Here is a 12,215-nt window from a genome sequence, read left to right as displayed (position 1 = left end):
GCCGGGAGCGTCTTGGGCGGCCCGTAATGAGAGCGGGAACCGGTGCGACCGGCGCCGACTAGGCTCGCCTCCATGTCCGAGCCGGCCCGTGACCCTCGTATGCAGTTCTTGATCGACCAGCTCCTGCCGGGGGCTGTCAGAAGGGTGAAGGTCACCGGGTTCGACGGAGCGGACGTCCTGGTGCGGCTTCTCGATGCCGAGGGCAGGGCGATCGAGGAGATCGGTCGGATTCCTCGACAGGAAGCGTCGACGCGTCGGATCGGGCATCCGTCCGAATTGTTCGAGGTCGGCCAGGAGCTCGCTGCCGAAGAGATCGGGCGCTGGCGCGAGGGGCAGCTTCACCTCTCGGCCAGGGCGTGCGAGATTCCGGCCCTGCGGTCCTTCCTCCTCGCGCTCGAACGCGGGCAGGTCGTCACCGGGACGGTCTCCGGGGTTCACCACTTCGGGGTCTTCGTCCACGTCGATGGCGAACCCGAGGGGCTGTGCACCGGTTTCGTCCGGGTGCCGGACCTGACGTGGAACTGGCTCGACCACCCCTCCGAGGTGGTCGAAGCCGGCCAGCGGATCACCGCCGAGGTGATCATCGCCGAGACGCGCTCCGGTCAGGTCATGCTCTCCTTGAAGGCCCTGGAGGAAGATCCACTCATTCGGTTCGCGGAGCAGACCGAATCCTCACCGGGCCGACCATCAAGATCATTCCCTTTGGCGTGTTCGTGCGGCTCGCTCCCGGCGTGGTGGGGTTCCTCCCTCTCTCCGAGCTGACGGACGACCCGGCCAAGACTCCGGATCAGCTGGTCGATGAGGGCCGGCTGGTCTCGGTGAAGGTCGCCGAGGTCGACCTCCGGCGTCACCGGGTGCGGCTGGGCGCCGCCGGCGGAGCGGACAGAACCTAGCGAAGGGACGTGCTGCCGCTGCGGCCGGGGCCGGGCGAGTCCGGGCCCGCGTACGCCCCGGGGGCCGACCTGGACTTCTGCGCGCGGTCCGTACGCGGCCCCACGGCGTCCTCCACCGCGCCACCCGCAACCCGTCCGCGCGTTTCCGGCGGGCATCGACGAGGCCTGGACCCGTCCCGGCCGGCCGCTGTGGAAGGGTGCATCCGACACGAGCGGTGGCCGTGTCCGTACGCGTGGGCCGGGCGTGGGTGCAGCGGGAGACGCCAGCGTCGGCGCGGCTACCAGCTCGCGCGACGGCGCCGCCCCGGCCTCCTACGACGGGCAGCTGTACGCGGTCCACCCGTCCGCCGAGACCGACGAGCCGCGGTGCACCCGGCGCCTCGGCACGGAGTGGGCCGACGCGGAACCGGCCGTCCGGCAGGGCACCGCCACCCCGGCGCTGCTCGTGCTGCGCACGGCCCCGGACCGGCCCGAGGAGGGCATCCTCATGGTCCACTCCGGTACCGGGTCCTGAGCACGCGCCCTCACCCGGTCACGGGCCCGGCGCCGGGGTGGCGGTCGCCGCGCCGGGCAGCGGTGAAGCGGGCCTTCTTCTGGCGGTTGCCGCAGGTGTTCATGTCGCACCACCTGCGGGTGCGGCTCCGGCTGGTGTCGAAGAAGGCGGCCCGGCAGGTCGGCGCGGCGCACAGGGCCAGGCGCCCGTCCCGCTCGCCCGCGAGGACGCCGATCGCGTCCTCGGCGATCACTCCGAGCGCGTCCTCCACCGGCGACGTCGCGCCGAGCCGCCAGCGGCGCCCGCCGCCGGGCGTCAGGACCGCCACCGCCCCGCCCCGCGCGCTGCGGTCGTTGATGGCCCGGACGGCCGGGGCGGGCAGCGGGTCGCCGAGCGCGGCGGCCGTCGCCGCGTCGTGGATCGCCTCCCGCAGCGCGCGGGCGAGGTCGAGCTGGGCCGGGGTGCAGGAGTCGACGGCGAGGCCGCTCACCGTCAGCCAGTCGGCGAGTCGGTGCGGCACCGGGATGCGCTCCACGGGATCGCCGAAGCGCTCCGAGAGGGTCCCCGTGAAGCTCGTCGCGAGCACGGTGCCGAGGCGGAAGTCGGGAAAGCCGGAGCGCATGGAACCAGCTTAGCCGGTTGCCCTGTGGCGCGGACTGCTGCTAGAACCGGCTATGACGGTTCCACGTCCCGGAGCCGGTTCCCGACGGCCAGGAGGTCCCATGTCCCGCCCCGACGGCGCCACCCGCCCGGAGGTCCACCCGTTCACGGCCCGCGCGAGCGACGCCGACCTCGACGACCTGCGCGCACGGCTGGCCGCGGCCCGGCTGCCGGAGGCCGAGACGGTCCGGGGCGCCGCGCCGGGACCGCGCCGCTGGGACCAGGGCGTGCCGCTCGCCGACCTCGTCGAGCTCGTGGAGTACTGGCGCACCGGGTACGACTGGCGGGCGTTCGAGGCCCGGCTCGACCGGATCGGCCAGTTCCGTACGGTCGTCGACGGTCTCGGGATCCACTTCCTGCACCGCCGGTCCGCCCGCGCGGACGCCGTGCCGCTGCTGCTCACGCACGGCTGGCCGGGCAGCGTCGCCGAGTTCGTCGACGTGGTGGAGGAGCTGGCCGACCCGCGCGACGCGGACGCGCCGGCCTTCCACGTCGTGGTCCCGTCGCTGCCGGGCTTCGGCCACAGCGACAAGCCGGCCGGCACCGGCTGGGGCACCGAGCGGATCGCCGCCGCCTGGGTGGAGCTGATGGACCGCCTCGGCCACCGCAGGTTCCTGGCCCACGGCGGCGACTGGGGCGGCAACGTCACGACCGTGCTCGGCGGCCGGTTCCCCGACCGCCTCCTCGGCATCCACACCCTGTTCGCGCAGGCGCCGCCCGGGCTGTCGACGGACGGGCTGACCGCGCAGGAGCGCCGGTGGACCGAGGAGACCCATGACTTCTGGACGCGTCGGGCCGCGTACGCGAAGCAGCAGGCGACCCGGCCGCAGACCATCGGGTACGCGCTCGTGGACTCGCCGGTCGGGCTGCTCGCCTGGCTCCTGGACAAGTTCGCCGAGTGGTCCGACACCGAGGACAGCCCCTTCGAGACGATCTCCCGGGACCGCGTCCTCGACGACGTCACCCTGTACTGGCTGACGCGGAGCGGCGCCTCGGCGGCCCGCATCTACTACGAGAGCCACGCCTCGCTCGACCCCGCCCTGCGCGTCGACGTGCCGTCGGCGGTCACCATGTATCCCCGCGACATCGAGAAGTGCCCGCGCCCGTGGGCCGAGCAGCGCTACCGGAACATCGTGCGGTGGCGGGCGCCCGCGTCGGGGGGCCACTTCCCGTCGCTGGAGATGCCCGGGTTCTTCGTCGCGGATCTGCGCGAGGGCCTGGCGGCGGTGCTGGCGGCCGGCCGGTGAACACGGCCGCCCGTGCCTAGGGTGGGATCCCGCCGCCGGTGACGGCCGGGCCGCACGCACCCGGCACCACCCGGCAGCACCCGCCACCACCCGCCCGAGCCCGAGGAGGGGCCCCATGAAGATCCACCTGACCAGCGTCTTCGTCGACGACCAGGCCAAGGCCGAGCACTTCTACACGCAGATCCTCGGCTTCCGGACGAAGCACGACGTCCCGCTGGGCGAGGAAACCCGCTGGCTGACCGTCGTCTCCGCCGAGGAGCCCGACGGCACCGAACTCCTCCTGGAACCCGCCGGGCACCCGGCCGTCGAGCCGTACCGCGACGCCCTCGTCCGCGACGGCATCCCACTGGCCCAGTTCGCCGTCGACGACGTGCGGGCGGAGTACGAGCGGCTGACGGCCCTCGGCGTCCGCTTCACCCAGGAGCCCGTCCGGATGGGCCCGGTGACGACCGCCGTCCTCGACGACACCTGCGGGAACCTGATCCAGCTCGCCTCGGGGCCGAAGGACGCCGACGCGCGGTAGGCGGCCCGGCCGGCGCGGGGCGGCGCGGGTCGCCCTGGAGCGCACTCCACGGCCTACGGTCGGAGCCGAGACCGCATCCGTCCCCGCACCCCGGAGGCAGCACGTGACCGACCTTCCCGCACGACGCCTCGGCAGCCTCACCGTCTCCGCGCAGGGCCTGGGCTGCATGGGCATGAGCCACGCCTACGGCGCGTCGGACGACGGGCAGTCCGTCGAGACGATCCACCGTGCCCTCGATCTCGGCGTCACCCTGCTCGACACCTCCGACTTCTACGGCGAGGGCCACAACGAGCAGCTCATCGGCCGCGCCCTCGCCGCGCCCGGCCGCCGCGAACAGGCCGTGCTGGCCACGAAGTTCGGGTTCGTGAACCGGCTCGGCGAGCCCGTCCGGCTGCGCGGCGACGCCGCCTACGTGCGCACGGCCTGCGAGGCGTCGCTGCGGCGCCTCGGGGTCGACCACATCGACCTGTACTACCTGCACCGCGTCGACCGCGACGTCCCGATCGAGGAGACCGTGGGCGCGATGGCCGAGCTGGTGGCCGAGGGCAAGGTCCGGCACCTGGGCCTGTCCGAGGCGGGCCCCGACACCCTGCGCCGGGCCCACGCCACCCACCCGATCGCCGCGCTCCAGAGCGAGTACTCGCTGTGGACGCGGGACCTGGAGGCCGAGATCCTGCCGCTGTGCCGGGAGCTGGGCATCGGCCTCGTGCCGTTCTCGCCGCTCGGCCGGGGCTTCCTCACCGGCCGGTACACGTCCGTGGCGGACCTCGACGCCACCGACATGCGCCGCGGGCAGCCCCGGTTCGCCGACGGCAACCTGGAGCGCAACCTGGCGATCGTGTCCCGGCTGGAGGAGCTGGCGGCCCGCAAGGGCGTCACCGCCGGCCAGTTGGCACTGGCCTGGGTGCAGCACCAGGGCGACGACGTGGTGCCGATCCCCGGCACCCGCCGCCGGAAGTACCTGGAGGAGAACACGGCGGCGGCCGTGCTCGCCCTGTCCGCCGACGACCTCGCGGAGATCGGGGCGGCGGCCCCGGCGGGCCGGGTCGCGGGCGCGCGGTACGACGACGGCAGCGCCGCCTTCGTGAACGGCTGACCGGATGGCGGACGTGCTGTGGCTGGGCGGGCCGCCCGGCGCCGGGAAGTCGACCGTCGCCGAGCGGCTGGCCCGCCGGTACGGGCTGCGCCGCCACCACACGGACACCCGCACCTGGGCGCACCGCGACCGGGCGCTGGCCGGGGGCGTCGCGGCCGCCGCCCGCTTCGAACGCCTCTCCCCCGCCGAGCGCTGGGCGGCGCCCGTCGACGAGCTGTACGCGATGGCGCTGCACGACGAGCGCGGGCCGATGGTCGTGGACGACGTACGGGCCCTGCCGCCGCGGCCCCGCACGATCGCCGAGGGCACGGTGGTCACCCCGCGCGTGGCCCGGGCGCTCCCCGGCCGGGCCGCCCTGTGGCTGCTGCCGGCGCCTGACCTGCTGGAGCGGCGGCTGGCGGAGCGGGGACTCGCCCCGGGGCCGCTGTCCCTCTACCGGCGGCTCGCGGCGGTGATCGAGGCCGAGGTGCGCGCGTCGGGAGCGCCCCACCTCGTGCTCGACGACGGGGTGGACGCCGTGCGGGCCGTCGAGGAGCACTGGGCGCGGCACCTGGCCGAGGGGCCGCGCGCGGCGGGCCCCGCGGAACGGCGCGCCCTGCTGCGCGAGGCGAACGAGGCGGTCGTCGCCCAGTACACCGGCTTCTTCGCCCGCCCCTGGGCACCGGACGGCCGGGACACGGCGGTCGCCGTCTTCTCCTGCGAGTGCGGGGACCCCGCGTGCGCGGAGCGGGTGGCGCACCGGGTCGCCGCGTTCCCCCGGGCGCCGCTGACGGCGCCGGGGCACACCGTGCGGCCCCCGGGCAGCGGGTCCCGCCGCCGGTCCGGGCCCTCCTAGACTGCGAACGGCACGCCGGACGGTGGCGGCAGGCAGGCAGGAGAGGCGCACGTGACGGATGAGCTGTGGCCGGTGGCGGACGTGCGGGCGTTCCTCGCCGGGAGCTGGCACGTGGAGCGGACGGTGCGGGATCTCGCCGACGACGTCACCGGTGTGTTCACCGGCACGGCCGACTTCACCGCGGACCCCGCGACGGCGGGCGCGCTGCGGCACCTGGAGTCGGGGAGCTTCACCTGGCGAGGTATCGCACGGCCCGCCCGGCGGACGCTGCTCTACCTGCCGGGCGAGCCGCCGGGCACGGCCGAGGTGCGCTTCGCGGACGGCCGCTTCTTCCACGGCCTCGACCTGCGCACCGGCCGTCACGTCGCGGACCACCCGTGCTCGGCGGACCTCTACCGGGGCGAGTTCACGGTGTACGACGCCGGGCGCTGGCGGACCGTGTGGCGGGTGCGGGGCCCGGCGAAGGACCTGGTGCTCACCACCGACCACCGGCGCGGCTGAACCCCGGCGGCCCGGCGCCCCGGCGCCCGTCGGGCGGTGCGGTCAGGAGCGTACGGCCGGGTCGTAGTAGTGCACCATCCACTGGTCCGGGACCGGCAGCGGCTGGAAGCCGGCCTGTGCGTACACGCCGTGCGCGTCGCTGGTGGCGAGCAGGATGCGGCGCACGCCGAGCGGCCGCAGGTGCTCGCGGGCTGCGCTGACGAGGGCGGCACCGAGTCCCCTGCCGCGGGCCGGCCGGTCCACGTAGACGTCGCAGAGCCAGGCGAAGGTGGCGTGGTCCGTCACGACGCGCGCGTAGGCGGCCTGCTGCCCCGTGGCGCTGTCGTACGCACCGAAGTTGAGCGAGCCGGAGATCGCGCCGTCCTGCGTCCGGCGCGTGCGGCCCAGGGCCCAGTACGCGTCGGTGGACAGCCAGTGGTGGACGCGGGCGGCGTCGATGCGCGCGGGATCGCTGGAGATCTCGTACCCGTCGGGAGTCGGTGCCGTCGGTGGGGAAGTCGTGGACATGGGCGGGATCGTCGCACGTCATGCGGGTGCCGGTCGATCGGATTCGTACGCCTCCCAGGCGGTCGCGAGCCGCCGCACCCCTTCCGTGATCTCGGCGGTGCCCGCCACGGCCACGAAGCCGAACCGCAGGTGGGGGGCGGGTGGTTCGGCCGCGAAATAGGGCCGCCCCGGCGCGACGGCGACGCCCGCCCGCAGCGCGGCCGCGACCAGCCCGCGCTCGTCGGTGCCGTCGGGCAGCCGCGCCCACAGGTGGTAGCCGCCGGCCGGGACGTGCGGCAGCGCGAACCGGGGCAGCCGCTCGGCGACGGCGGCGGCCATCAGGTCGCGGCGGCGCCGCAACGCGACGGCCACCGTGCGCAGATGGCGGGGCCAGGCCGGCGAGCCGACGAGTTCGAGGGTGGCCTCCTGGAGCGGGCGCGGCACGAAGAGGTGGTCGACGATCTGGATGGCGCGCAGCCGCTCCAGGACCGGGCCGCGCGCGGCGAGCGCCCCGACGCGCAGGCTCGGGGACGTCGCCTTGGTGAGGGAGGAGACGTGCACGACGACCCCGTCCGCGTCGTCGGCGGCGAGCGGCCCCGGCAGCGGTCCGGCGTCCTCGTGGGCGAGGCGGCGCACGAAGTCGTCCTCGACGACGAAGGCCCCGGCCGCGCGGGCGATCCGCAGCACCTCGGGGCGGCGGTCCGGGGCGAGCACGGCGCCGGTCGGGTTCTGGAAGAGCGGCTGGCAGACGAAGAGCCGGGCGCCGGACGCCGCGAACGCCTGCGCCAGGAGGTCCGGGCGGACCCCGTCGCGATCGACCGGGACCGGCACCGGCCGCAGCCCCGCCGCCCGGGCGATCGCCAGCATGCCGGGGTACGTGGGCGATTCCACCAGCACCGGCGCGCCGGGCGGGGCCAGCGCGCGCAACGCGGTGACCAGGGCCGCCTGCCCGCCGGACGTGATCAGGACCTCGGCGTCGGTGACGGCTCCGCCGATGCCGCGCGCGAACCACTCGCGCAGTTCGGGCAGTCCGTCGACGGGCGGGCGGGACCAGGCGCCGGGGCGGCGGCCCGCGCGGGCGAGCGCGGCGGACAGCGCGGCGCCCGGTTGCAGCACCTCGTGCAGGTAGCCGCCGTTGAACTCGATCACGCCGGGCGGTGGCGCGGCCAGCGTGACCAGGACGCCGGACGCGTCGACGGTGCGCGGGACGCCCTCGGCGGCGCCCTCGGCGCTGAGCGCGACCTCCTGCCAGGAGGTGTCCCCGGCGGGCGCGGCGGCGCGGGCGGCGGCCTTGAAGGCGCCGGCGCCGGGCCGGGTCACGACGAGCCCTTCGGCGGCGAGCTGGGCGAGGGCCCGGGACACCGTCACCGGACTGACCCGGAACCGCTCCACGAGGGCCCTGCTCGACGGCAGCTTCTCGCCCTGCGAGTAGCGGTTCAGCTCGCTCCGCAACCGTTTCGCCAACTCTTCGACACTGCTACCGTGTTGCATGAGAGCTGAGAATAGCGCTACTGACCAGAGGGCGATAGCGGTCGGCGCCCCGCAGGACTCCGCCGCCGCAAATCCCCCGACCCCGTCGCCCGCCGGTCCGGGCCGGGCGCGGGGCACGCTCCTCGCCGTGCTCGGCGTCGTCACGTTCTCGCTCACCTTCCCCTCCACCGCGTGGGGCCTCGAAGGCTTCGGCCCGTGGTCGCTGGTGGCCCTGCGCAGTGTGCTCGCGGCCGCGATCGCGGGCGCGGGGCTGCTCGCGCTGCGCGTGCGGATGCCCGAGCGCCGCCACCGGGCCGGGCTCGCGGTCGTCGCGGGCGGTGTCGTGCTCGGCTTCCCGCTGCTCACGACGCTCGCCCTGCGCACGGCGACGACCGCGCACTCCGCCGTGGTGGTCGGCCTGCTGCCGCTGACCACGGCCGTGTACGCGGCGCTGCGCACCGGGGCCCGGCCGCCGCGCGCCTTCTGGGTGGCGGCCTGCGCGGGCGCGGCGGCGGTGGTCGCGTTCACCGTGCAGCAGAGCGGCGGCGCCCTGACCCGGGCGGACGGCTATCTGTTCGCCGCCCTGCTGGTCTGCGCGGCCGGGTACACCGAGGGCGGCCGGCTCGCCGCGGTGATGCCGGGCTGGCAGGTCATCGCCTGGGCGCTGGTGCTCTGCCTGCCGGTCACCGCGGCCGGGGCGGGGATCGCCCTGGCGGCCGAGCCGGTGCGCCTCACCGCGCACTCCGTCACCGGCCTGGTCTGGGTGGCGGCCGTCTCGACCTTCCTCGGCCTGCTTCTCTGGTACCGGGGCATGAGCCTCATCGGCATCCCCCGGGCCAGTCAGCTCCAGCTCGCCCAGCCGCTGCTGACGCTCGTGTGGTCGGTGCTGCTGCTCGGCGAGACGCTGCCGGTCGCGGCGCCGGTCACCGCCGCGGCGGTCCTGGTGTGCATCGCCGTCACCCAGCGGGCGCGCTCCCGGTGACCACGCTCCGCGGCGGGGCCGACTCCCGTGCCCCGCCGTAGACTTGCCTCCACTCACGGGCGTCGAGGGGGGCACTTCCGATGTACGCATCCGCAGGCGACCAGCTCCTGGTGCACGGCCGGGTCGTCGGACAGCGCGACCGGGTCGCCCGGATCGTGGAGGTGCTCGGGGCGGACGGCTCGCCGCCCTTCCGGGTCCGCTTCGAGGACGGCCACGAGGCCGTCCTGTCGCCGGGCCCGGACGCGGTGGTGCGGCGCGCGCTCACGAATCCGGACTGACCCGGCGGGGGTAGTGGTCGGCGACGACCCGGGCCATCGCCCCGATCCGGTCCTCCCGGACCTCCGTGGCGGAGAAGAAGACGTGCCCGCGCACCTCGCGGTGGGCGTCGGCGAAGGTGAGGTGGCGGGACAGCTCGGCCGGGTCCTGCCAGGCGGCGGGCTGGGCGGGATCGCCCGCCTTGTACAGCGCCTCGCCGATGTAGAGGCGCACGTCGCTCCCGCGCACCACGTCGGCCCACCACGGCACGACCTTCGCGTAGTCCGCGGCGGCGAAGCCGATGTTCCAGTACACCTGCGGCACCACGTAGTCGATCCACCCCTCGCGCACCCATCTGCGGGTGTCGGCGTGCAGGTCGTCGTAGGTCTGCACGCCCGCCGTGGTGTCCGAGCCGCGCGGGTCCGTCGACCGGTTGCGCCACACCGCGAACGGGCTGATCCCGAAGCGCACCCCGGGCCGCGCCCGCGCGACGCGGCGCGCCGTCTCCCGGACGAGCCGGTCGATGTTGTCGCGGCGCCAGGCCGCCCGGTCGGCGAAGCCGCCGCCGTGCGCGGCGAACGCGGCGTCGTCGTCGAAGGTCTGCCCGGCCACCGGATAGGGGTAGAAGTAGTCGTCGAAGTGCACGGCGTCGACGGCGTACTTCTCGACCGCGTCGATCATCGCGTCCTGCACGAACCGGCGGACCTCGGGCAGCCCGGGGTTGTAGTAGAGCTTCCCGCCGTACGCCACGGTCCAGTCCGGGTGGCGCCGCGCCGGGTGCGTGGGCACCAGTCGGGACGGGTCGGTGTGGTTGGCGACGCGGTACGGGTTGAACCAGGCGTGCAGCTCCAGGCCGCGCCGGTGCGCCTCCGTCACGGCGGTGCCCAGCGGGTCCCAGCCCGGATCCTCGCCCTGGGTGCCGGTGAGCACCTCCGACCACGGCTCGTACGGGGACGGCCACAGCGCGTCGGCGGCCGGGCGCACCTGGAAGATCACCGCGTTCAGCCGGCGGGCGACGGCGGTGTCGAGGTGGGCGAGGAGCTCGGCCCGCTGGTCGGCGGCGGAGAGGCCCGGCTTCGAGGGCCAGTCCCGGCCCGCGACGGTGGCCAGCCACATCCCCCGCAGGGCGGGCCCGCGGCGCGGCACGGGGACCCCGCCCACGGGGTCCCCGGCCACCGCGTCCCCGGCCGTCGTGCCCGCCAGCGCGAGGGCGGCGCCCAGCGTGAAGACTCGGCGTGACATACGTCCCATGGATCCCCCCGAATTCCCGTGCAACTGTGAGTCCCTATATAAACAGCCGTTAACTCGGACTCCACCCCTCACGTGACCACGGGGTAACGTGCGGAGCCGGAATCCCGGGAACGGGTCCGGATCACTGCCCCGGCAACCCCGGGCGAACCCGGACGAATCATCGAAAGGCACGAGGTGACGGACGCCTTGACTGACATCACACGCGTCGGAGTGGTGGGCTGTGGCCAGATGGGCGCCGGCATCGCTGAGGTCTGCGCCCGCAGCGGCCTCGACGTGATGGTCGCGGAGACCACCGGCGAGGCCCTGGAGATCGGCCGCACCCGGCTGCTCAACTCCCTCGCGAAGGCGGCCGAGCGCGGCAAGATCACCGAGACGGAGCTGGCGGAGACGCAGGCCCGGCTGACCTTCACCACGGATCTGGGCGAGTTCGCCGACCGCGACCTCACCATCGAGGCCGTCGTGGAGAACGAGCAGGTCAAGACGGAGATCTTCCAGGTCCTCGACCAGGTCGTGACGCGCCCCGACGCGATCCTCGCCTCGAACACCTCCTCCATCCCGCTGGTGAAGCTGGCCGTCGCGACGTCCCGTCCGGACCACGTCATCGGCATCCACTTCTTCAACCCGGCCCCGGTGCAGAAGCTCGTCGAGCTGATCCCGGCGCTGACCACCTCCGAGGGCACGATCAGCCGCGCCCAGTCGCTGGTCGAGAAGATCCTCGGCAAGCACGCGATCCGCGCCCAGGACCGCTCGGGCTTCGTGGTGAACGCGCTGCTCGTGCCGTACCTGCTCTCCTCCATCCGGATGTTCGAGTCCGGCATCGCCAGCCGCGAGGACATCGACAACGGCATGGAGCTGGGCTGCGCCCACCCGATGGGCCCGCTCAAGCTGTCGGACCTGATCGGCCTCGACACCATCGCCTCGATCGCGGACTCGATGTACGCCGAGTACAAGGAGCCGCTGTACGCCGCTCCCCCGCTGCTCCAGCGGATGGTCGACGCGGGCCGGCTGGGCCGCAAGTCCGGCTCCGGCTTCTACACCTACGTGTAGCTCCGCCGCGCCGGAATCACTCAGCGTATTCGAACAGCGGGCCCGGTGTTCTTCGGAACACCGGGCCCGTTGGTTTCGCACGGGGTGTGTGCGCCCTACTCGCATATGCCCATCGCACACGCTCCCGCCGCGTCCACCAGGCGAGTTGACTTCCGTTGCGCACAAAAAGGGATGTGACGACTACGGAAAGGAGTGGACCCGTGACCACCGACCCGGAGCATCCCGTGGTCTCCGAAGAATTCGCAGAGTTACGCCGCGTCTTCGAAGTCGGACTGACCCGCGTCGACGGTGAACTGGCCCTGCTGGCCCACCGCGACGATCAGAACGTCAAGGATCAGGACGACCTCAACGCGCGGATCACCGCGTTGGAGCACACACGCTGGCCCCTGCCCACGGTCGCCGCGCTGACGGCGGTCGGAGCCCTCGCCATCGCGGTGTGGCAGGCGCTCGGGCATTAAGGCCTGCCGTAGTAGCGG

The 12,215-nt window shown here is 74.5% G+C and carries 16 protein-coding genes; 12 read left to right on the top strand and 4 right to left on the bottom strand.

Annotation, left to right across the window (positions count from 1 at the left end):
• Positions 1-72: 72 nt before the first annotated feature.
• The 3 genes from ACIP5K_RS20995 to ACIP5K_RS20985 all read left to right on the top strand — a co-directional run bounded on the left by ACIP5K_RS20995 (position 73) and on the right by ACIP5K_RS20985 (position 1,407).
• Positions 73-762, top strand: a complete 690-nt coding sequence (locus ACIP5K_RS20995; RefSeq protein ID WP_401411548.1) for a S1 RNA-binding domain-containing protein — start codon at positions 73-75, stop codon at positions 760-762.
• Positions 708-893 (top strand): S1 RNA-binding domain-containing protein, encoded by a 186-nt coding sequence (locus ACIP5K_RS20990; protein ID WP_401411546.1) that lies wholly within the window; start codon positions 708-710, stop codon positions 891-893. The genes ACIP5K_RS20995 and ACIP5K_RS20990 overlap by 55 nt, the downstream gene beginning before the upstream one ends.
• Positions 894-1,137: 244 nt before the next feature.
• Positions 1,138-1,407, top strand: coding sequence for a hypothetical protein (locus ACIP5K_RS20985; protein WP_401411544.1), 270 nt, complete (start codon positions 1,138-1,140; stop codon positions 1,405-1,407).
• Between the two features lie 10 nt (positions 1,408-1,417).
• Here ACIP5K_RS20985 and ACIP5K_RS20980 read toward each other — a convergent pair whose 3' ends face one another.
• Positions 1,418-2,008: a CGNR zinc finger domain-containing protein gene (locus ACIP5K_RS20980; RefSeq protein ID WP_401411542.1), complete on the bottom strand. Its 591-nt coding sequence runs from the start codon at positions 2,006-2,008 to the stop codon at positions 1,418-1,420.
• Between the two features lie 100 nt (positions 2,009-2,108).
• Between ACIP5K_RS20980 and ACIP5K_RS20975 the strand changes: the two genes are divergently transcribed.
• The 5 genes from ACIP5K_RS20975 to ACIP5K_RS20955 all read left to right on the top strand — a co-directional run bounded on the left by ACIP5K_RS20975 (position 2,109) and on the right by ACIP5K_RS20955 (position 6,248).
• Positions 2,109-3,293, top strand: coding sequence for an epoxide hydrolase family protein (locus ACIP5K_RS20975; protein ID WP_401411540.1), 1,185 nt, complete (start codon positions 2,109-2,111; stop codon positions 3,291-3,293).
• 115 nt (positions 3,294-3,408) lie between these two features.
• Positions 3,409-3,816: a VOC family protein gene (locus tag ACIP5K_RS20970; protein ID WP_401411538.1), complete on the top strand. Its 408-nt coding sequence runs from the start codon at positions 3,409-3,411 to the stop codon at positions 3,814-3,816.
• A gap of 103 nt (positions 3,817-3,919) precedes the next feature.
• Positions 3,920-4,912, top strand: coding sequence for an aldo/keto reductase (locus ACIP5K_RS20965; RefSeq protein ID WP_401411536.1), 993 nt, complete (start codon positions 3,920-3,922; stop codon positions 4,910-4,912).
• 4 nt (positions 4,913-4,916) lie between these two features.
• Positions 4,917-5,747: a hypothetical protein gene (locus ACIP5K_RS20960; RefSeq protein WP_401411535.1), complete on the top strand. Its 831-nt coding sequence runs from the start codon at positions 4,917-4,919 to the stop codon at positions 5,745-5,747.
• 51 nt (positions 5,748-5,798) lie between these two features.
• Positions 5,799-6,248, top strand: a complete 450-nt coding sequence (locus ACIP5K_RS20955; protein ID WP_401411533.1) for a DUF6314 family protein — start codon at positions 5,799-5,801, stop codon at positions 6,246-6,248.
• Between the two features lie 42 nt (positions 6,249-6,290).
• On the opposite strand, the gene ACIP5K_RS20950 is transcribed toward ACIP5K_RS20955, so the two are convergent.
• Together ACIP5K_RS20950 and ACIP5K_RS20945 are read right to left on the bottom strand one after the other, a co-directional pair.
• Positions 6,291-6,755 carry a GNAT family N-acetyltransferase gene (locus ACIP5K_RS20950; RefSeq protein WP_401411531.1) on the bottom strand — a complete coding sequence of 155 codons (465 nt, stop codon included), beginning with the start codon at positions 6,753-6,755 and terminating at the stop codon, positions 6,291-6,293.
• Between the two features lie 18 nt (positions 6,756-6,773).
• Positions 6,774-8,225 (bottom strand): PLP-dependent aminotransferase family protein, encoded by a 1,452-nt coding sequence (locus ACIP5K_RS20945; RefSeq protein WP_401411529.1) that lies wholly within the window; start codon positions 8,223-8,225, stop codon positions 6,774-6,776.
• On the opposite strand from ACIP5K_RS20945, the gene ACIP5K_RS20940 reads away from it, so the two are divergent.
• Together ACIP5K_RS20940 and ACIP5K_RS20935 are read left to right on the top strand one after the other, a co-directional pair.
• Positions 8,224-9,186: a DMT family transporter gene (locus ACIP5K_RS20940; RefSeq protein WP_401411527.1), complete on the top strand. Its 963-nt coding sequence runs from the start codon at positions 8,224-8,226 to the stop codon at positions 9,184-9,186. The genes ACIP5K_RS20945 and ACIP5K_RS20940 overlap by 2 nt on opposite strands.
• An 80-nt stretch (positions 9,187-9,266) precedes the next feature.
• Complete coding sequence (locus tag ACIP5K_RS20935) at positions 9,267-9,464, top strand: DUF1918 domain-containing protein (RefSeq protein WP_401411525.1); 198 nt, start codon at positions 9,267-9,269, stop codon at positions 9,462-9,464.
• Here the strand turns inward: ACIP5K_RS20935 and ACIP5K_RS20930 are convergent.
• Positions 9,448-10,692 carry a glycoside hydrolase family 10 protein gene (locus ACIP5K_RS20930; protein ID WP_401411523.1) on the bottom strand — a complete coding sequence of 415 codons (1,245 nt, stop codon included), beginning with the start codon at positions 10,690-10,692 and terminating at the stop codon, positions 9,448-9,450. The genes ACIP5K_RS20935 and ACIP5K_RS20930 overlap by 17 nt on opposite strands.
• Positions 10,693-10,878: 186 nt before the next feature.
• Between ACIP5K_RS20930 and ACIP5K_RS20925 the strand changes: the two genes are divergently transcribed.
• Both ACIP5K_RS20925 and ACIP5K_RS20920 read left to right on the top strand, forming a co-directional pair.
• Positions 10,879-11,739: a 3-hydroxybutyryl-CoA dehydrogenase gene (locus ACIP5K_RS20925; protein ID WP_401411521.1), complete on the top strand. Its 861-nt coding sequence runs from the start codon at positions 10,879-10,881 to the stop codon at positions 11,737-11,739.
• A 200-nt stretch (positions 11,740-11,939) separates the two neighbouring features.
• Positions 11,940-12,197 (top strand): hypothetical protein, encoded by a 258-nt coding sequence (locus tag ACIP5K_RS20920; protein ID WP_401411519.1) that lies wholly within the window; start codon positions 11,940-11,942, stop codon positions 12,195-12,197.
• Positions 12,198-12,215 lie beyond the last annotated feature (18 nt).

This window comes from Streptomyces sp. NPDC088785, from assembly GCF_044750685.1.
In the GTDB taxonomy this organism is placed as follows: Bacteria; Actinomycetota; Actinomycetes; order Streptomycetales; family Streptomycetaceae; genus Streptomyces.
This window is presented reverse-complemented; position numbering and strand designations above follow the sequence as displayed.